This window comes from Phenylobacterium sp. NIBR 498073 (genome assembly GCF_027286305.1).
Taxonomy (GTDB): Bacteria; Pseudomonadota; Alphaproteobacteria; order Caulobacterales; family Caulobacteraceae; genus Phenylobacterium.
On the sequence record NZ_CP114599.1, the window covers coordinates 2,714,970 to 2,733,482 of the forward strand.

The following is an 18,513-nucleotide window of genomic DNA, read 5'->3' on the forward strand; positions in this document are numbered from 1 at the left end:
CTCAGACCTCCAACCGCTGGGCGGCCCAGGCCTGTGCGGCCTCGCGCACGGCCTCGTGCTCGATGCGCTCGATCACCTCGCCGACGAACGCGGCGGTCAGCAGCGCGCGCGCCAGATCCTCGGGCATGCCCCGCTGCTCGGCATAGAACAGCGCGTCCTCGTCCAGCGCCCCGACGGTGTTGCCGTGCGCGCACTGCACGTCGTCGGCGAAGATGAGCAGTTCGGGCTTGGCGTCGATCTCGGCCTTGTCGGACAGGATCAGCGCATGGTGACCCATGCGCGCGTCGGTGCGGTCCGCGCCCTCGGCGACGACGATGCGGCCCTGGAAAACGCCGCGCGACTGGTCCCGCACCACGCCCTTGGTCAGTTGGCTGGTGACGCCGTCGACGCCCAGGTGCTCGACCACGGTGGTCAGGTCGGCGTTGTGCTGGCCTTCGAGCAGATAGGCGCCGTCCAGGCGGACCTGCGCATGAGCGCCCGGATGGGCCACCCGCGTCTCGATCCGCTGGCGGCGGGCGCCGGTGGTCAGGACCGTCTGGGCGTAGCTCGCCTCGGCCGCCAGTTCGACGGTGGCATCGACCACCGAGACGCCTTCGGCGTGGTCGGCTGCGAACACCACGCGCTCGACGCGCGCGCCCTTGGCCAGCCGCAGGTTGATGTTGGCGTTGGCGAGGTACCCGCCGCTCGCGCCCTCATAGCTCTCGACCAGGGTCAGCACCGCGCCCTCGCCCACCGAGACCCACAGCTCCGCGGTATGGGCCCCGGCCTCGGCGCTCGACAGGAAGCGGTAGGCGGCCAGCCGCGTCTCGCCGGCCGGCACCTCCAGGTCGCTCGGGCCCCGGCCGTTCACGACCTCGATCATGCTGTCGACGCTCTGCGCCAGCGGGTGATCCCAGGCCCAGGCCCGCCCCTCCGGCGAGGCGGCCGGCATCTGGCGGATCAGCCCGCGCAGGTCGGTCCAGCGCCAGTCCTCGTCGCGTCGTCCCGGCAGCAGGCCGGCGTCGCCCGAGCTGATGGCCTTGGTGACGCTCACGCGGCCCTCGCGTACTTGTCGTAGCCTTCGCGCTCGAGCTCGAGCGCCAGCTCCGGCCCGCCGGTTTCCACGATCCGCCCGGCCGACAGCACATGCACGCGGTCGGGTTTGATATAGTCGAGCAGCCGCTGATAGTGGGTGATCACCAGCATCCCGCGCTCGGGCGAGCGCATCGCGTTCACGCCGTCGGACACAATCTTCAGCGCGTCGATATCCAGGCCGGAATCGGTTTCGTCGAGGATCAGGAAGCGCGGCGAAAGCATCGCCATTTGAAAGATTTCCATGCGCTTCTTCTCACCGCCCGAGAAGCCGACGTTCAGCGCGCGCTTGAGCATGTCGAAGTCGATCTTCAGCGACGCCGCGGTCGCCTTGGCCAGCTTCAGGAACTCCGGCGCGCTCACCTCCGGCTCGCCGCGCGCCTTGCGCTGGGCGTTCATGGCGGTGCGGATGAAGGTCAGGGCCGGCACGCCCGGGATCTCCAGCGGATACTGGAACGACAGGAACATCCCCTTGGCGGCGCGCTCGGCCGGGTCGAGGCTCAGCAGGTCCTCGCCGTTCAGCGTCGCGGTCCCGCCGGTGACCTCGTATCCGTCGCGGCCGGTCAGCACGTAGGACAGGGTCGACTTGCCGGCCCCGTTCGGCCCCATGATCGCGTGCACCTCGCCGGCTGGAACCTCCAGCGACAGGCCCTTCAGGATCTCATTGCCGTCGACTTCGGCGCGCAGGTTGGAAATCGAAAGCATCAGTCGGTCTCGTCGGCCAGGAACTGGGCCATCACATCAAGGGCCTCGCCGGGGGTGTTCACAAACTGCTGTTTGCGCGGCGCGGCGGTGGAGGTCGTTGCAGTGCGCTTGTCGGCCGAGCGCACGTTGATGCTCCCGGACTCGAAATAGGCGTCGATCAGGAAGTCCTCGTGATTGAGGGTGACCGTGTAGCGGCGCAGGCCCAGCGTCAGGCCCTTCTCCCGCAGAAAGCCCTCATCTTCGGCCAGCGCGTCGTACAGCTGCTGGGCGCGCGCCAGGTCCTCCTCCTGCTGCTTGCGTTCGGCCTCCTCGCGGGCATGGCGAACCGCGTCGCGGCGGGCGTGCTCGGCATCGAAGGCGCGGCGAAGGGACATGGAGCGGGTCTCTGAGTTGGCGAGGGTCATCCGACGGAGCCCTCCAGGGAGATGGCGACGAGCTTCTGGGCTTCCACGGCGAACTCCATGGGCAGCTCCTGCAGCACGTCCTTGACGAAGCCGTTGACCAGCAGCTGAACGGCCTCTTCCTGCGAAAGCCCCCGCTGCATGGCGTAGAACAGCTGATCTTCCGACAGCTTGGTCGTCGTCGCCTCGTGCTCGAACACGCTGCTGCCGTTGCGCGCCTCGACATAGGGCACGGTGTGGGCCGCGCAGGTCTTGCCGATCAGCAGGCTGTCGCACTGGGTGAAGTTGCGCGCGCCCTTGGCCTTGGGGTGCGCCGAGACCAGGCCGCGATAGGTGTTCGACGACTTGCCGGCGCTGATGCCCTTGGAAATTATCCGCGAGCGCGAATTGGCCCCCAGGTGGATCATCTTGGTGCCGGTGTCGGCCTGCTGGCGGCCGTTGGTGATGGCGATCGAGTAGAACTCGCCGACGCTGCCCTCGCCGCGCAGCACGCAGGACGGATACTTCCAGGTGATCGCCGACCCGGTCTCGACCTGGGTCCACGACACCTTCGAGCGGTCGCCGCGGCAGTCGGCGCGCTTGGTGACGAAGTTATAGATGCCGCCCTTGCCGGTCTCCGGATCGCCCGGATACCAGTTCTGCACGGTCGAGTACTTGATCTCGGCGTCATCCAGCACGACCAGCTCGACCACCGCGGCGTGCAGCTGGTTCTCGTCGCGCATCGGCGCGGTACAGCCTTCCAGGTACGAGACGTAGGCGCCCTTGTCGGCGATGATCAGCGTCCGCTCGAACTGGCCGGAATTCTCCGCATTGATGCGGAAATAGGTCGACAGCTCCATCGGGCAGCGCACGCCCGGCGGTACGTAGACAAAGCTGCCGTCCGAAAACACCGCCGAGTTCAGGCAGGCGTAGTAGTTGTCCGAGACCGGCACCACCGAGCTCAGGTACTTCTTGACCAGTTCGGGATGCTCGCGGATCGCCTCGCTCATCGAGCAGAAAATCACCCCGGCCTCGGCCAGTTCCTTTTTGAAGGTGGTGACCACCGAGACGCTGTCGAACACCGCATCGACCGCGTAGCGCGGCGCGCCCTGCACCCCGGCCAGCACTTCCTGTTCGCGCAGAGGAATGCCCAGCTTGGCGTAGGTGGCCAGGATGTCCGGATCGACCTCGTCCAGGCTCTTGGGGCCGTCCTTGCCCTTGGGCGCGGCGTAGTAATAGGCGTCCTGGTAGTCGATCGGCGGGAAGTCGACCTTCGCCCAGGTCGGCTCGTCCATCGCCAGCCAGCGCTCATAGGCGTCCAGCCGGTACTGCAGCATCCACTCCGGCTCGTCCTTCTTGGCCGAGATGAAGCGGACGATATCGGCCGACAGCCCCTTGGGCGCGAACTCCTGTTCGACGTCGGTGACGAAGCCGTGCTTGTACTTCTCCAGGCTCTCGACGTGTTCGACGGTCTGCTTGACGGCGGCCATACTCTTACCTCCTCACGCCGCCGGCGCGCGGCGACGCGCGGCGTGACGGGACTGAACTTGCTCCCAGGCGGCGGCGAACGCCGCCCAGTCTTCTTGCGTGGTGGCCCAGCCGCCGGAAACGCGGATCGCGCAGCCGGCCAGCTCGGTCAGGCCCATAGCGGTCAGCACATGGCTGGCCTTCACCTTGCCCGACGAGCAGGCTGATCCGGCGCTGACCATGATCCCGGCCAGGTCGAGAGCCATCACCTGCAGCTCCGCGCCCCAGTCGGCGGTCGCCACGCACAGGGTATTGGGCAGCCGCGGCGCGGCCTCGCCGATCACCACTGCGCCGGCCGCCTTCAGGCGCTCGGCCGCTGCGTCGCGCCAGGCGGCGTTAATCTCGCGGTCGCGCATGGCGGCCAGCGCCGCCGCGCCGAAGCCGGCGATCCCGGCGACGTTCTCGGTGCCAGCGCGGCGCCCACGCTCCTGCCCGCCGCCATGCTGGCGGCGCACCAGGGTGGCGCGCGGCCCGAAGGTCAGCGCCCCGACGCCTTGCGGCCCGCCCAGCTTGTGGGCCGAGACCACCAGGGTGTCGGCGCCCAGGGCGCGGCTGTCGGTGACGATCTTGCCGGCGGTCTGGATCGCATCGACGTGCAGCCAGCCTTCGGCGCTGCGGACGATCTCCGAGGCCTCGCGCACCGGCTGGATGACGCCGGTCTCGTTGTTGGCGTGCATCAGGGCGACGAAAGGCCGCCCGTCGGCGGCGTCCCAGCGCCCCAGCCGCTCGGCCAGCCAGGCGAGGTCCGCGACCCCGTCGGCGTTCACCGGCAGGTACTCCACCGCCGCGCCGCTGGCCTTGGCGCTCTCCAGCACGCTGTCATGCTCGACGGCGCTGACGATCAGCCGCTTCGATCCTGTCGCGACGGCGCTCTCAATGGCCAGGGCGTTCGCCTCGGTGCCGCCGGAGGTGAACACCACGGTCGAGGCCGGGCCGCCGATCATGGCGGCGACGGCGTTGCGGGCGTCCTCGACGATCGCCCGCGCGGCGCGGCCGCTGGCGTGTACCGACGAGGGATTGCCGCCGACCGCGAAGGCGCGCGCCACGGCTTCGGCGGCCTGCGGGCGCACCGGGGCGGTGGCGTTGTAATCTAGATAGACCCCGCTCATGCGGCCGCCTCGTGCGGCGCAAAGCGCCCGTTCACCAGGTCGGCCAGGGTCACCGAGGCCAGATAGCTGTGCAGGTGACGACCCATGTCCTCCCAGAGGTCATGGGTGATGCAGCGTTCGCCCTTCAGCATGCAGCCCTTGCCCTGCATGCCGCAGCGGGTGGCCCGCAGCGGCTCGTCGACGGCCAGGACGATGTCGGCGATGTTGGTCTCTTCGGCGCTCTTGGCCAGCCGGTAGCCGCCGCCGGGTCCGCGCAGGCTCTTGACCAGGCCGCGCCGGCGCAGGCGCGCGAACAGCTGTTCCAGGTAAGAGAGCGAAATCTGTTGCCGCGCAGCGATTTCGGCCAGGGTCACGGCGCGGTCGCCCTCCGCCAACGCGGCCTGACGGCGCGCGAGGTCGGCCATGGCCATCACCGCATAACGTCCCTTGGTCGAAAGGCGCATACCGCTCCTTGCAGCTCTCAGCAGCTCGATTGCTTTTTTTCGAGCATTTGTCGGGTCCCATATGTTACAGGCCCCCGCTTGCACGGGGCTTGTCGCCGGAACCGGCCGACGGTCGCGACTTAGGAAGACCGAGCGCGTTAGTCAAGTATTCGGACGCCGCGCCTGACGAGAGGAATGGCATGCCAGAAGTGGTTCTGACCGGCGCGGCCGGGCGGATCGAGGGTCGATACACCCAGGGCAAGAGCCCGACGGCGCCGATCGCGCTGATCCTGCACCCGCACCCCAAGGCCGGCGGGCAGATGAACCACCCCGTGGCGGTGCAGCTCTTCCACCTGTTCATGAAGCGCGGCTTCTCGACCCTGCGGTTCAACTTCCGCGGCGTCGGCCGCAGCCAGGGCGAATTCGATTCGGGCATCGGCGAACTGGCCGACGCGGCCACCGCGCTCGACTGGCTTCAGTCGACCAACCCGGCGGCCTCGCAGTGCTGGGTCGCCGGCTACTCGTTCGGCGCCTGGATCGGCATGCAGCTGCTGATGCGCCGCCCGGAGACCGACGGCTTCATCAGCGTCTCGCCGCCGACCAACATGTACGACTTCAGCTTCCTGGCGCCCTGCCCGGCCTCGGGCCTGATCCTGCACGGCGGCGCCGACACGGTCGTTCCGCCGGTGGAAGTCGAGCGCGTGGTCTCCAAGCTGCGCACCCAGAAGGGCATCGTCATCGACCACGAGGTCGTCGACGGCGCCAGCCACTTCTGGGCCGAGCACCTGCCTGAAGTGGAAAAGCGCGTCGGCGCCTATCTCGACAAGCGCATCGAGGCCGACCCGATCTGATCGAGGCGTCCACACCGAAAGTTCAAAGGCCGGAGCTCACGCCCCGGCCTTTTTCTTTGGCTACTTCGCCGCCAGGTAATCCAGCGCCAGCAGCGCCTGCGCCCGCACGCCGGTCTCCATCGCCTTCTCGTCGACGTCGAAGAACGGCGAGTGGTTGCCGCCCTTCGGGTTGCCGACGCCCAGGTGATAGAAGAACCCTGGGATCTCCTTCTGGAAGTACGAGAAGTCCTCGGCCCCCATGATGTAGTCGATGTCGTCGGCGACCTTGCCTTGGGCCGCGCGCGTCAGGGTCGGCTTCATCTGCGCCGAGAGCGCACGATTGTTGTCGGTCACCGGGTTGGGCTGGCCCCAGTCGATCTTGCCGCTGGCCCCGTAGCGCTCGGTGATCGAGTCGACGGCCTTGTCGGCGCGGGCCATGACGTCGGTTCGCATGCCCGGATCGAAGGTCCGCAGCGTCCCGGTCATGGTCATGTCTTCGGGAATGATATTGTAGCGCAGCCCGCCCTGCAGGGTGGCGATGGTCAGCACCGTCGGGGTCTTCGAAACGTTGATCTGGCGCGAGGTGATCTGGTTGAAGGCGGTGACGATGTCGGCGGTCATCGACGACATGTCGATGCCCTGCCACGGCATCGAGCCGTGCGCCTGCTTGCCCTTCAGGTGGATTTCAAAGCGGTCGGAGGCGGCCATCATCGGGCCCGGACGCCAGACCAGCATGCCGACCGGTCCGGGGAAGGCGTGAAGGCCGAAGATCGCGTCGACCTTCGGGCTGGTCAGCACCCCTTCCTTGACCATCAGCGGCGCGCCGCCTTCCTCGCCCGGCGGCGGGCCTTCCTCGGCCGGCTGGAAGACAAAGACCACCGTGCCCTCGATCTGGTCCTTCATCCCGGCCAGGATCTCGGCCGTACCCATCAGGATCGCCACGTGGCTGTCGTGGCCGCAGGCGTGCATCACCGGCACCGTCTGGCCCAGATACTTGCCCGTCACCTTCGAGGCGAACGGCAGGCCGGTCTGCTCGGCCACCGGCAGGGCGTCCATGTCGGCGCGCAGGGCGACGACCTTGCCGGGCTTGCCGCCCTTCAGGATGCCCACCACCCCGGTCTTGCCGACGCCGGTGCGCACTTCCAGGCCCAGCTTGCGCAGGTGATCGGCGACGATCTTGGCCGTGCGGACCTCGCTGTTGGACAGCTCCGGATGCTCGTGGAAGTCCCGCCGCCAAGCGATCACCTTCGGCTGCAGCGCCGCAGCCTGGGCGAAAACCGCCGCGTCATAGGCCCTGGCCGTCGGCGCGTCCTGAGCCGCCGCGCTTCCGGTCATCGCCAACACCGCGGCGACACCCGCCAGCCAAACCCGTTTCGACATGAAAGCTCCTAAACTCTAGCGGTTCGGGCGGGCGATGCGCCCGCCGGTCATCGGCGCAGCTACGCCGGTGGTCTTGGGAAACGAGATCGGCAGCCCACGCGCCGTGCGCGCCGCCAGATAGGCGAAGGCCTCGGCCTCGATGGAATCGCCGCGCCAGCCGTGGTCCTCGGCCGTGGTCACCGGAACAGCCAGCCGCTCGGCGAAGGCCGCCATAAGCGACGGATTGCGCCGCCCGCCGCCGCAGACGATCAGCTCGGTGGGCGTGCCGCCCATCACGTTGAAGCCCAGCTTCAGCGCCTCGGCGGTGAACGCCACCAGGGTCGCGGCCGCATCCTCGAGCCGCAGCGCTTCAAGCGTCTCCAGCGAGAAATCGTAGCGGTCCAGCGACTTGGGCGGCGGCGCCTGGAAGTACGGATGGGCCAGCAGCCCGCTCAGCACCACCTCGTCCGCCTGGCCGACGCTGGCGTACTTGCCGCCCTCGTCGAAGCGGCCGGCCCCGCGCGCCTGCATCAGAAGGTCGATCATGCCGTTGCCCGGCCCGGTGTCGAAGGCGGCGATGTCCTCGCCCCCCGACCAGAAGGTCACATTGGCCACCCCGCCGACGTTCAGCACCGCCAGCGGCGCGGCCATCCCCGCGCTTTGAGCCCGCGCCAGATGATAGATCGGCGCCAGCGGCGCGCCCTCCCCGCCCGCGGCGACGTCGGCGGTGCGGAAGTCGTAGGCCACCGGCACGCCGGCCGCGTCGGCCAGCCATTGGGCGTCGCCCAGCTGCACCGTGCGCCCGACCACGCCGTCCTGCGGCCGCTCGTGCAGCACGGTCTGGCCGTGCATGCCGATCAGGTCGATGTCGGACCAGGCCAGGCCGTTCTGGGCCAGGAATTCCTCGGCCGCCGCGAAGTGCTCGCGGGCCACCGCCTCGGCCGCCGGCGCGAACGACGCCGGTTCCGGCTCGCCGCGCTCCCAGGCCATCGCCGCATGGGTCGCCTCTAGCACCGCCGCGCGGGTTTCCTCGCTCAGCTTGCGCTCGCCGGCCGGCCCGAAGGCGAAGATCGTTTCGCCGTCGGTCTCCAGGATCGCCATATCGCAGGCGTCCAGAGACGTGCCGGTCATGAAGCCCAGAACTCGCATGCCAGCTTGACTGCCACGGCCCGCGGGCCGTAGCTAGAGCCCATGATCATCCGCGCCCCCCTCGCCGGCCGCTATTACCGCCTGCCCTAAAAGCAGGCGCGGAACGATCTCTTGCGCCACCCGTAACGGTCGGCGCCCGCCCCCCAAGGAAAAGACGGTCTCCGGCCCCACGCCGCCTAGGAGCCTGTCAGATGTCCCTCGAAATTACAGACAATCGCGTGTTAGAGCGCGCCTCTGAATCCCCGACGCCAGAAGAACGCCCCATGTCAGAACAGCCGTTCAAGTCCGAGTTCCTGCGCACCATGCAGGAGCGCGGCTACATCCATCAGATCACCCATCCGGCCGAGCTCGACGAGGCGGCCGCCAAGGGTCCGATCACGGCCTACATCGGGTTCGACGCCACCGCCGCCTCGCTGCATGTCGGCCACATGATCCAGATCATGATGCTGCGCCGCCTGCAGCAGGCCGGCCACAAGCCCATCGTGCTGATGGGCGGCGGCACCACCAAGGTCGGCGACCCGACAGACAAGGACGGCCAGCGCCCGCTGCTCACCCACGAGCAGATCCAGGGCAACATCGCCACCATCAAGGGCACGTTCCAGCGCTTCCTGACCTTCGGCGACGGGCCCACCGACGCGATCATGGTCGACAACGACGAGTGGCTGTCCAAGTTCGGCTACGTTGAATTCCTGCGGAACTACGGGGTGCACTTCACGGTCAACCGGATGCTGGCCTTCGACAGCGTCAAGGCCCGGCTCGAACGCGAGCAGCCGATGACCTTCCTCGAGTTCAACTACATGCTGATGCAGTCGGTCGACTTCCTGGAGCTCGAACGCGCCCACGGCTGCCTGCTGCAGATGGGCGGCTCTGACCAGTGGGGCAACATCGTCAACGGGGTCGAGCTGATCCGCCGCGTCGACCAGAAGCCCTCCTTCGGCCTGACCACGCCGCTGCTCTCGACCGCCTCGGGCCAGAAGATGGGCAAGACGGTCGGCGGCGCGGTCTGGCTCAACGCCGACATGCGCAGCCCGTACGACTACTGGCAGTTCTGGCGCAACACCGAGGACGCCGACGTCGGCCGCTTCATGCGCCTGTTCACCGACCTGCCGATGGACGAGATCGCACGCTACGAGGCCATGCAGGGCGCCGACATCAACGAGGCTAAGAAGGTGCTAGCCGGCGAAGCCACGCGCATGCTGCACGGCGAGGACGCCGCCGCCGCCGCCGCCGAGGCCGCCCGCGTGGCCTTCGAGGTCGGCTCGGTGTCCGGCGACATGCCGACCCATGAGGTGCCCGCCGCCGACCTGGACGCCGGGATCATGCTGGCCGCCCTGGCCCACGACGCCGGCCTGGCCGGCTCGCGCGGCGAGGCGCGCCGCCTGGCCCAGGGCGGCGGCCTGCGGGTCAACGACCAGGCCGAGGCCGACGCCGGGCGCACGATCACCTCCGCCGACCTCGTCGACGGCGTGGTCAAGCTCGCCGCCGGCAAGAAGAAGATCGTCCTGGTAAAGCCGGTCTAGCTCGCCCGTCTCAATCGTCATGGCCGGGCTTGTCCCGGCCGCCCATAGGCGCTGAATTCTGAGTTCAACCTGGCCGGTTCGTGCGTACGGGTCACCGGAACAAGCCCGGTGATGACGAACGGGTTGGGCTCCCTGGAGAATCGCAATGTCCGCACTGACCGAAGGCGCGGCTGCGCCGAACTTCGAACTGCAAGGCGCGAGCGGGCCGGTGAAGCTGGCCGACTTCGCCGGCAAGCCGCTGGTCGTCTACTTCTATCCGAAGGACGACACTTCCGGCTGCACCAAGGAGGCCCAGGAGTTCACCGCCCTGGCCGCCGATTTCGCCAAGGCCGGCGTCGCCCTGCTCGGCGTCTCCAAGGACAGCCTTGCCAGTCACGCGAAGTTTACAGCCAAATACGACCTGGCCGTTCCGCTCGCCTCCGATCCGGAGGGCGCGATGATCGAGGCCTACGGCTCCTGGGTCGAAAAGAACATGTACGGCCGCAAGTACATGGGCATCGAGCGCTCGACCTTCCTGATCGACGCCGACGGCAAGCTGGCGCGGATCTGGCGCAAGGTTCGCGTCCCCGGCCACGCCGCCGAGGTGCTGAAAGCCGCGCAATCCCTTTGATTGTTAAGCTTGCCGCGCTGCGGCCGCTCGCCGCAGCGTGACGCCTGACCGCATCGATCGGTCGGAACTCGCCGCCGTCGCCGCTGTTGTAGATTTGTCGCGCCGGGCCTTTGTCCAGCCAAGGTTCGGCAAGTCCGACAGCCGTGAGCTAGCGGGACCATTCAGGCCCTGTTAACCACGATCAACGAGACTAGTTCGCCGCTCGGCGCCCCTACGTTGCAGCGTGAAGACGCTTGCACGCGCGCCAATTCTCATTGCATATCGCGCCGTTCCCCCGAGTTCGTAGCCGATACGGTGAGAATGACACGCTTCGCGCGCCTTCGCCGATCGCTTGTAGAGCTGTTTCCTGAGCGACACCTCTACATCCGCTCTGGCGGTGAAATGCGTTCCTTCGTCCTGACCACCGGCCGCCAGATGGCGATCGCCGGCGGGGTTGCTGCCGGCGCGCTGTGGATGGGCGTCAGCACCGCGGCGATGATGGTCAACGCCATGGCTGTCTCCAGCCACGACCAGCAGCTGGCCCGCATGCAGGCCAAGTCCGAGCGCCTGGTCGCCGACCGCGAGGCCCGCCTCAACAGCGCCATGGTGCAGCTGAACCAGGCCGAAGGCGGCATCGGCGCCCTCGCCGCCAGCGTCGAGAACCGCCACGCGGCGCTCGCGATGCTGCTGACCGAGTTCAAGGGCCAGCCGGGCGCCCAGGCCGCCCTCGCCCCGGCCATCGCCAAAGCCACCAGCGCCTCGACCGAGGTCGGGCCGATGCGCCGCATCGAGCTGGTCCGCGCCGGCCAGGAACGCCTGATCGACGCCGCCGACGACTTCGCCAAGACCCGCGCCGACCGCCTGCGGTTGGCCTTCCGCCTCGCCGGCCTGACGCCGTCGACCTTCGTGCCCAAGGGCGGCTCGCTCGGCGGCCCGCTGATCGAGGCCAAGGATCCTCGCGCCCTGGCCGCCGTACTCGACGTGGACGAGGACTTCGCCGAACGCATTCAGCATGCGGCGACCAACCTTTCCGAAGCCGGCGCCCTGGTCGACGCAGCGGCCAAGCTGCCGTTCGCCCGTCCGACCACCGCCGCGGCGCAGACCAGCAGCTACGGCGTCAGGTTCGATCCGTTCACTCGCCGCCCGGCCTTCCATTCGGGCCTCGACTTCGCCGGCCCGACCAACACCCCCATCTACTCGACCGCACCGGGCGTGGTGTCGTTCACCGGCGTGCGCTCCGGCTACGGCAACACCATCGAGATCGACCACGGCCGCGGCTTCAAGACCCGCTATGCCCACCTGCAGGCCATCGGCGTGCGCCCCGGCGAGCGCGTGACGGTCGGCAGCCGGATCGGCGGCATGGGTTCCACAGGCCGGTCCACCGGACCGCACCTGCACTACGAGGTCTGGGTCAATGGTAGAGCCCAGAATCCGTCGCGTTTCGTAAAGGCTGGCGATTATGTTCTCCAAGGCGGTTAAGCCCGGGAAGACTTCAGACGCGTCGCTGTCGGCCACGACCGGCGAGCGCAAGGCGCCCAAGCCCGCCTCCCTCATCAGCCAGGATCTCACGCTCGAAGGCGGCATCACCGGCGAGGGCGAACTGCACGTCGACGGCGTCATTCGCGGCGACGTCCGCGTCGGCCGCCTGACCCTGGGCGACACCGGCCACATCGAAGGCTCGGTCCAGGCCGAGACCGTCGACATCCGCGGCCGCATCATCGGGACGATCACCGCCAAGCAGGTGCGCCTGTTCGGCACCGCCTATGTCGACGGCGACATCACCCACGAGCAGCTCTCGGTCGAAACCGGAGCCTTCTTCCAGGGTCGCAGCCTGAAGTTCCAGCGCCCCGCGCCAGTCGCTCTCGCCGCGCCCGAGCCGGAAGTCCAGAGCGCCTGACGCCTCACGCCGCATTCTCGTAGGCGCCGTTTTTCAAGAGCGGCGCGCAATGGCTGACGTTCAGCTCGGCGGCGATGTCGACGTCGAGCGCATGCTCCTTCTCGATCAGCTCCACGCCTGACCGGCTGGTGCGCAACGTCGCCTCCAGGTGCGGGCGGGCGCTCAGGAACGCGTGCCGGGCCACGACCGCCTCCGGCTCGCCGTCGAAGCCGATCGCGTCGATCACCGCCCCGGCCCCAAGCAGGTCCTCGATCGCCGGCCGCAACGATCCGTCGGGCCACAGCTCGCCGGCTGGAATGACGGCGATGTCCCTCCCCTCGGCCAGGGCGACGGCCTTGGCCGCCACGGCGGCGGCGTTGCGCAGGCAGCCGGCCAGCACCGCGGCCCGGCCGCAGGCCAGCGACAGCCGTGATCCGTTCGGCGAAGGCAGCAGCAGCCGCTCCCCAGGATTGAGCTTCATCAGGCTGGCGGGCGACAGGCTCAGCTGCCCGCCGGGCTTGCGGCTGGCCGCCAGGCGCGCGCCCAGCCGCAAGGCCTCGGCCCGCGCGGCATCCTCGTCGCCATAGGGAAAGGGGTGGATCCGCGCCTGGCGGTGCACCGCCACATCGACCGCCGTCGAGAACGACAGCACGTCGACCACCACCACGACCGCCGCGCGGTCGCGCAGCAGCTCAACGCCCTTCAGGCCCCATTCGCAATGAACCTTCTGCATCACGCGCCTCCACGGCGATCGAACGCCGTTCTGGGCACGAATGCAAACGCGGCTGTGGCGATCCCCTCCCCCCGCGGGGGAGGGAACTTCGCTTAGTCGCCGGCGCCGTCGCGGGTGTTGCCGACCCGCTGGGCCAGCGACGCGCCCATGAACTCGTCGAGGTCGCCGTCGAGCACCCCTTGGGTGTCCGAGGTTTCGACGTTGGTCCGCAGGTCCTTCACCATCTGGTACGGCTGCAGGACATAGCTGCGGATCTGGTGCCCCCAGCCGATGTCGGTCTTCTGCTCGTTCAGGGCGGCGGCCTCGGCCTCGCGCTTCTGCAGCTCCAACTCATAGAGCCGCGCGCGCAGCATCTTCCAGGCTTCCTCGCGGTTCTGGTGCTGCGAACGGCCCATCTGGCACGCGACCACGACGCCGGTCGGAATGTGCGTCAGGCGCACCGCCGAGTCGGTCTTGTTGATGTGCTGACCGCCGGCGCCGGAGGCGCGGTAGGTGTCGGTGCGCACGTCGGCCGGATTGATCTCGATCTCGATGGTGTCGTCGACCACCGGATAGACCCAGACCGAGGCGAAGCTGGTGTGGCGCTTGGCGGCCGCGTCGTAGGGCGAGATGCGCACCAGGCGATGGACACCGGCCTCGGTCTTCAGCCAGCCATAGGCGTTCGGCCCCTTGATCTGCAGGGTGACCGACTTGATGCCGGCCTGTTCGCCGGCGGTTTCTTCGAGGAAGTCGACGCTCATCCCATGGGCGTTGGCCCAGCGGGTATACATCCGCATCAGCATCCCGGCCCAGTCGTTGGACTCGGTGCCGCCGGCGCCTGAATTGATTTCCATGAAGGCGTCGTTGCCGTCAGCCTCGCCGGACAGCAGCGCTTCCAGCTCGGCGCGCGCGGCGCGTTCCTTGATGGACTTCAGCTGCTCGCGGGCTTCGTCGAGGGTGGCTTCGTCGCCCTCCTCGTCGGCCATCTCGGCATAGCCGATCGCGTCGGCCAGGTCACGCTCCAGCGACTGGACGGCCTCGACAGAGGCGGCCAGCTTGGACCGTTCACGGGTGATCGCCTGGGCGGCCGCAGCGTCGTCCCACAGGGTGGGGTCTTCGACGCGCGCGTTCAGCTCATCGAGCTTTCTTAGGGCCGGTTCCCAGTCAAAGTCGCCTCCTGAGCAGTTCGATCGACTGCTCGATGTCGGCCTTGGAGGCCTCGACATCCGCTCTCATGGGAATCTCCGAAACCAGAAAAATTCTGGAAGTCGGGGCAGATAGCGCGGGCCGGTCCGCATGACAATGGCGGGCCGTCCCAGCACGTCCTGTCATTCCAGCTTGCGCATCAAGACCGGGCCCCATGAACACCAGATCCATCAGAATTCGCCACGGCCGCGGCCGCCCTTCTGGCCCCGGTGCGAATGGGACCTGGACACGCCCTGACGGGCTTTCCGGGATGACACGGGAGGCTAGTACAGCCCGCTCATGTCGTCCTTCTTCGGCGGCGGCGCGGCGGCCGGCGCCGGGCTGGTCAGCTGTCCGTCCGGCCAGACCTGGTCGTAGGGCTGCGGCCCGCCCACCGGCATCCCGCCCATCGGCGCGACGATCGGCTTCGGCTCGGTGCCGGGGCGGAACGCCTCGCGGATGCCACGCACCGTGGCGAACTTGGCGTTCTTTGGCGCCTTGAACTCGTCCTTCGGCAGGTCCTTGGTCGCGGCCTGCATGAATTCGATGAAGATCGGCACCGCCGCCTGGGTGCCGGTCTCGCCATTGCCCAGGCTGCGGTTGTCGTCGAAGCCGACGAACACCCCGGCCACGATCTGCGGCGTGAAGCCGACGAACCAGGCGCTACGGTACTCGTTGGTGGTGCCGGTCTTGCCGCCCACCGGGCGGTTCAGCACCAAGGCCGAGGTCGCGGTGCCGCGCTGGACCACGCCCTGCAGCATCGAGGTCACCTGATAGGCGGTGATCGGATCCATGACCTGCTCGCCGCCGGGCGCGATCCGCGGGCTCTCGTCTCCGTTGAAGCCCGCCAGGCAGCGCGGGCAGTCGCGCTTGTCGGCCCGGAAGATGGTCTCGCCGTTGCGATCCTGGACCAGCTCGATCAGGTGCGGCTCGATCCGCCGCCCGCCGTTGACGAACGAGGCGTAGGCCGCGGTCAGCTTGAACGGCGTGGTCTCGCCGGCCCCGAGCGCCATGGCCAGCACGTTGTCCATGCGCTTGGTCACGCCCATCTTTACGGCCAGGTCGCTGATCTTGCGCATCCCCACGCCCTGGGCCAGGCGCACGGTCATGGCGTTGCGCGACAGCTCCAGGCCGCGCCGCAGGGTCAGGGCCCCGTAGTAGCGGCGATTGTAGTTCTCCGGCGTCCAGTCCTGGCCGCCCGCACCGCGCAGGGTGATCGCCGAATCCATCACCACGCTGGACGGCGTGTAGCCGTTCTCCAGCGCCGCGGCGTAGACGATCGGCTTGAACGCCGAACCCGGCTGACGCATCGCCTGGGTCGCGCGGTTGAAGTTCGACAGCGAGAACGAGTAGCCGCCGACCATCGCCAGCACGCGGCCCGAATAGGGCTCCATCGCCACCAGCGCCCCGTTTACCGCCGGGATCTGGCGCAGCCGGAAGCCGCCGCCGCCCTCGACCGGCTCGACGAACACCAGGTCGCCGGACCGCAGCCCCTTGCCTGCCCGCGCCCAGGCCACGTCCTGGCCGACGATCGAGCCTGTGGTCCCCTCGCCGGCCACCCGCACCCGGACGTTGCCGCCCGAGACGTCGGTGACCAGCGCCGCGCGCCATCCACGCCGTTCCGACGGCGGGCTTTTCTGCTTGGCGACCGCTTCCCAGCCCTCGGCGGTGTCGACGTGGCCCCAGGCCCCGCGCCAACCGTGACGGCGATCGTACTGTTCCAGGCCGTTCATCAGCGCCACCCGCGCGGCCGTCTGCAGCTGCGGATCGAGGGTGGTGCGCATGTAATAGCCGCCCTCGTTGAGGCGCTGGCCCATGGTCGCCAGACCGCGCCGGCGCACTTCCTCGACGAAGAAGTCGGCGTCGCGGTACTTGGCCCGTGTGGGCGCCTTCTGAACCTTGAGGTCCTCGCGCTTGGCGGCCTCGGCCTCGGCGCGGCTGACCCAGCCCAGCTCGGCCATCTGGTCCAGCACCCAGTTTCGGCGGGCCATGGCCTGCGCCTTGCGGCGGATCGGATGATAGTTGTCCGGGCCCTTGGGCAGCGAGGCCAGATAGGCGCACTCGGCCAGGCTCAGGTCGCTGATCGACTTGCCGAAATAGTTGTAGGCCGCAGCCCCGACCCCGTATGAGCGATAGCCGAGCCAAATCTCGTTCAGATAAAGCTCAAGGATCTGCTCCTTGTTCAGCGTCTGCTCCAGGCGCCCGGCCAGGATCGCCTCCTTGAGCTTGCGCCCGACCGTCGCCTCGCTGGTCAGCAGGACATTCTTGGCGACCTGCTGGGTGATGGTCGAACCGCCCTCGAGGCGGCGGCCGTTCACCGCATTCATGACGTTCTTCATCATGGCCCGGGTCAGGCCCATGGCGTCGACGCCGCCGTGACTGAAGAAATTGCGGTCCTCAGCGGCCAGGAACGCCTGGGCCAGCTGCGGCGGCATGTTGTCGTACGGCACGTAGATGCGGCGCTCGCGCGAAAACTCGCCGATCAGCACCCCATCCCAGGCATAGGCGCGCGTCGCCGTGGGCGGACGATAGTCGGCCAGGTCGGCGGCGTCGGGCATGTCGTGGAACAGCCAGGCGGCATAGATGGCGATGGCGAATCCGGCCAGCGCGACTGCGCTCAGCACGGTGACGCCGGCGATCGCGATCCATCTCTCGGGGGGCTTCAAACTGACCGACCTCCGCGGGGGCGCGCCCCGTCCGCTCAGGCTGGTCTAGCGTGCATCGCGCCGGGCGCCAACGGCCCTGCGTCGGCATGGCGCGGCGTCAGTTGGACGCCAGCTTGGTCGGCTGGCCGAAATAGTCGTCAATGGCTTCGGCGACCGAGCCCATCAGCCGGTTGCGCTTGCCCGGATCGCGCAGCACCGCCTCGTCGGCGGCATTGGTCAGGAAGCCCATTTCCAGCAGCACGGCCGGCACGTCGGGCGCCAGCAGCACGGCCAGGCCCGCCTCACGGTGGCTGCGGCGCAGCAGCGGCTGGTGGTCGCTCACCCGCTCCAGCAGCACCTCGGCGAAGGTGGCCGAGCGGTTGCGGGTCATGCGTTGAGTCAGGTCCAGCAGGATGGTCGAGACGCCATGGTCGCCATGGCTGCCGGCCTGCATGAACCAGTCGTCCTTGCTGACGAACTTGGCCGAGCGCCCAGTGGCGCGGTCAGCGAGCGTATAGACGCTGGCGCCGCGCAGGCTCGGATCGGTGCCTGAGTCAGCGTGCAGGGAGATGAACAGGTCGGCGTCCGCGCGACGGGCGATCTGCACCCGCACGGCGTGGTCGACATAGACGTCGGCGTCGCGGGTCATGACCACTTTATAGCGGCCGCTCTTTTCCAGCTGGCCCTTCAGCGCGCGCGCCGCGGCCAGGGTGACGTCCTTTTCGTTGCCGTCGGCCCCCTTGGTGCCGGGGTCCTTGCCGCCGTGGCCGGCGTCGATGACGATGACCTTCTTGAGCGGCAGCGCGGCCTTGGTCGTCTTGACCGGCGCGGAAATGAAGCGCGGGCCGCCGCCCTGGGCGACCTTCACGCTCGACGGGGCCTTGGCCGCCAGGTCGATGACATAGCGATAGTTGGCGACGCCGTCGGCCGGGGGCAGCAGAAAGCGACGCTTTATCACCGCGTCGTCGGCCAGGTCGATGCGCAGCCGCGCGCCGCCGGTGGCGTCGTCCACCACCCAGGCCTTCACCAGGCCGAGCCCGCCGCCCTGCAGCTGGTTGTCGACCGACACGCCCGGCAGGTTCACCACCACGCGGCGGTCGCCCTGCCCGTCGGAAGCCACCTTGCCGGTCGCCGACTTGTCGAGATCGATGACGATGCGGGTTTCGGCGCGGTCGCCGCCCAGCCGGACCTTCAGCACGTCGGCCTTTGCGCCCGCGGCCTGCGCTCCGGCGACGACCGCCAGGCAGCAGACCACAGCGCCGACTGCCGCCAGCACGCTTCGTCCGCCGATCCTGAACCTGCCGCCCATACGCGCAGCCCCGTTACACATTTTATACCGTCACACCCATATAGACGGCAGCGGCGTGGACAAACGGTTAACCGTCCCCTTACGCCGCCACATTGCGGCGGGCGGCTTTCCTTTTCGCCGCCAGT

General features: G+C 68.6%; 17 protein-coding genes. 5 read left to right on the plus strand and 12 right to left on the minus strand.

What is annotated here, in order from left to right; translation table 11 throughout:
- Position 1: 1 nt before the first annotated feature.
- The 6 genes from sufD to O4N75_RS13540 are packed head-to-tail and all read right to left on the minus strand — an operon-like array spanning position 2 to position 5,235.
- A complete protein-coding gene (gene sufD, locus O4N75_RS13515; protein WP_269626040.1) occupies positions 2-1,033 on the minus strand; it encodes a Fe-S cluster assembly protein SufD in 1,032 nt (343 codons plus the stop codon).
- Positions 1,030-1,776: a Fe-S cluster assembly ATPase SufC gene (gene sufC, locus O4N75_RS13520; protein ID WP_269626041.1), complete on the minus strand. Its 747-nt coding sequence runs from the start codon at positions 1,774-1,776 to the stop codon at positions 1,030-1,032. The genes sufD and sufC overlap by 4 nt, the downstream gene beginning before the upstream one ends.
- Positions 1,776-2,150 (minus strand): hypothetical protein, encoded by a 375-nt coding sequence (locus tag O4N75_RS13525; RefSeq protein ID WP_269626042.1) that lies wholly within the window; start codon positions 2,148-2,150, stop codon positions 1,776-1,778. Before O4N75_RS13525 ends, sufC begins: the two co-directional genes overlap by 1 nt.
- Positions 2,151-2,176: 26 nt before the next feature.
- On the minus strand, positions 2,177-3,646 hold the full coding sequence (sufB, locus tag O4N75_RS13530; RefSeq protein WP_269626043.1) for a Fe-S cluster assembly protein SufB: 1,470 nt from the start codon (positions 3,644-3,646) through the stop codon (positions 2,177-2,179).
- Between the two features lie 12 nt (positions 3,647-3,658).
- Entirely contained in the window at positions 3,659-4,792 is a 1,134-nt protein-coding gene (locus O4N75_RS13535; RefSeq protein WP_269626044.1) for a cysteine desulfurase family protein, read from the minus strand.
- Positions 4,789-5,235, minus strand: a complete 447-nt coding sequence (locus O4N75_RS13540; RefSeq protein ID WP_269626045.1) for an Rrf2 family transcriptional regulator — start codon at positions 5,233-5,235, stop codon at positions 4,789-4,791. Before O4N75_RS13540 ends, O4N75_RS13535 begins: the two co-directional genes overlap by 4 nt.
- 179 nt (positions 5,236-5,414) lie before the next feature.
- Between O4N75_RS13540 and O4N75_RS13545 the strand changes: the two genes are divergently transcribed.
- Positions 5,415-6,065 carry an alpha/beta hydrolase gene (locus O4N75_RS13545; protein ID WP_267233802.1) on the plus strand — a complete coding sequence of 217 codons (651 nt, stop codon included), beginning with the start codon at positions 5,415-5,417 and terminating at the stop codon, positions 6,063-6,065.
- Positions 6,066-6,125: 60 nt separating this feature from the next.
- Here O4N75_RS13545 and O4N75_RS13550 read toward each other — a convergent pair whose 3' ends face one another.
- Together O4N75_RS13550 and O4N75_RS13555 are read right to left on the minus strand one after the other, a co-directional pair.
- The gene (locus O4N75_RS13550) at positions 6,126-7,424 is read right to left on the minus strand and encodes an amidohydrolase (protein ID WP_269626046.1); all 1,299 of its coding nucleotides are present in this window, start codon (positions 7,422-7,424) and stop codon (positions 6,126-6,128) included.
- Between the two features lie 15 nt (positions 7,425-7,439).
- A complete protein-coding gene (locus O4N75_RS13555) occupies positions 7,440-8,552 on the minus strand; it encodes an anhydro-N-acetylmuramic acid kinase (RefSeq protein WP_269626047.1) in 1,113 nt (370 codons plus the stop codon).
- Positions 8,553-8,743: 191 nt separating this feature from the next.
- Between O4N75_RS13555 and tyrS the strand changes: the two genes are divergently transcribed.
- From tyrS to O4N75_RS13575, 4 genes are all read left to right on the plus strand, one after another.
- Positions 8,744-10,072: a tyrosine--tRNA ligase gene (gene tyrS, locus O4N75_RS13560; RefSeq protein WP_269626048.1), complete on the plus strand. Its 1,329-nt coding sequence runs from the start codon at positions 8,744-8,746 to the stop codon at positions 10,070-10,072.
- A 145-nt stretch (positions 10,073-10,217) separates the two neighbouring features.
- Positions 10,218-10,682 carry a peroxiredoxin gene (locus O4N75_RS13565; RefSeq protein ID WP_269626049.1) on the plus strand — a complete coding sequence of 155 codons (465 nt, stop codon included), beginning with the start codon at positions 10,218-10,220 and terminating at the stop codon, positions 10,680-10,682.
- Positions 10,683-10,976: 294 nt separating this feature from the next.
- A complete protein-coding gene (locus O4N75_RS13570; RefSeq protein WP_269626050.1) occupies positions 10,977-12,140 on the plus strand; it encodes a M23 family metallopeptidase in 1,164 nt (387 codons plus the stop codon).
- Positions 12,121-12,558, plus strand: a complete 438-nt coding sequence (locus O4N75_RS13575) for a polymer-forming cytoskeletal protein (protein ID WP_348649498.1) — start codon at positions 12,121-12,123, stop codon at positions 12,556-12,558. The genes O4N75_RS13570 and O4N75_RS13575 overlap by 20 nt, the downstream gene beginning before the upstream one ends.
- Positions 12,559-12,562: 4 nt before the next feature.
- Here O4N75_RS13575 and O4N75_RS13580 read toward each other — a convergent pair whose 3' ends face one another.
- The 4 genes from O4N75_RS13580 to O4N75_RS13595 form a co-directional block, all read right to left on the minus strand.
- On the minus strand, positions 12,563-13,270 hold the full coding sequence (locus tag O4N75_RS13580; RefSeq protein WP_269626051.1) for a 2-phosphosulfolactate phosphatase: 708 nt from the start codon (positions 13,268-13,270) through the stop codon (positions 12,563-12,565).
- A 92-nt stretch (positions 13,271-13,362) separates the two neighbouring features.
- Positions 13,363-14,485, minus strand: a protein-coding gene (gene prfB / locus O4N75_RS13585; protein WP_269626052.1) for a peptide chain release factor 2 whose coding sequence is annotated in 2 segments (ribosomal slippage) — positions 13,363-14,415 and positions 14,417-14,485 — 1,122 coding nt in all. Because the reading frame shifts where the segments join, the coding sequence is not laid out codon by codon here.
- Between the two features lie 233 nt (positions 14,486-14,718).
- Positions 14,719-17,139 carry a penicillin-binding protein 1A gene (locus O4N75_RS13590; RefSeq protein ID WP_269629372.1) on the minus strand — a complete coding sequence of 807 codons (2,421 nt, stop codon included), beginning with the start codon at positions 17,137-17,139 and terminating at the stop codon, positions 14,719-14,721.
- A 58-nt stretch (positions 17,140-17,197) separates the two neighbouring features.
- On the minus strand, positions 17,198-18,355 hold the full coding sequence (locus O4N75_RS13595) for an N-acetylmuramoyl-L-alanine amidase (protein WP_348649499.1): 1,158 nt from the start codon (positions 18,353-18,355) through the stop codon (positions 17,198-17,200).
- Between the last annotated feature and the right edge of the window lie 158 nt (positions 18,356-18,513).

Excerpts from the sequence above, each read along its gene's own strand:
- sufC (WP_269626041.1), bottom strand. The coding sequence starts at position 1,776 with ATGCTTTCGATTTCCAACCTGCGCGCCGAAGTCGACGGCAATGAGATC.
- O4N75_RS13525 (WP_269626042.1), bottom strand. The coding sequence starts at position 2,150 with ATGTCCCTTCGCCGCGCCTTCGATGCCGAGCACGCCCGCCGCGACGCG.
- sufB (WP_269626043.1), bottom strand. The coding sequence starts at position 3,646 with ATGGCCGCCGTCAAGCAGACCGTCGAACACGTCGAGAGCCTGGAGAAG.
- O4N75_RS13535 (WP_269626044.1), bottom strand. The coding sequence starts at position 4,792 with ATGAGCGGGGTCTATCTAGATTACAACGCCACCGCCCCGGTGCGCCCG.
- O4N75_RS13540 (WP_269626045.1), bottom strand. The coding sequence starts at position 5,235 with ATGCGCCTTTCGACCAAGGGACGTTATGCGGTGATGGCCATGGCCGAC.
- O4N75_RS13545 (WP_267233802.1), top strand. The coding sequence starts at position 5,415 with ATGCCAGAAGTGGTTCTGACCGGCGCGGCCGGGCGGATCGAGGGTCGA.
- O4N75_RS13550 (WP_269626046.1), bottom strand. The coding sequence starts at position 7,424 with ATGTCGAAACGGGTTTGGCTGGCGGGTGTCGCCGCGGTGTTGGCGATG.
- O4N75_RS13555 (WP_269626047.1), bottom strand. The coding sequence starts at position 8,552 with ATGCGAGTTCTGGGCTTCATGACCGGCACGTCTCTGGACGCCTGCGAT.
- tyrS (WP_269626048.1), top strand. The coding sequence starts at position 8,744 with ATGTCCCTCGAAATTACAGACAATCGCGTGTTAGAGCGCGCCTCTGAA.
- O4N75_RS13565 (WP_269626049.1), top strand. The coding sequence starts at position 10,218 with ATGTCCGCACTGACCGAAGGCGCGGCTGCGCCGAACTTCGAACTGCAA.
- O4N75_RS13575 (WP_348649498.1), top strand. The coding sequence starts at position 12,121 with ATGTTCTCCAAGGCGGTTAAGCCCGGGAAGACTTCAGACGCGTCGCTG.
- O4N75_RS13580 (WP_269626051.1), bottom strand. The coding sequence starts at position 13,270 with ATGCAGAAGGTTCATTGCGAATGGGGCCTGAAGGGCGTTGAGCTGCTG.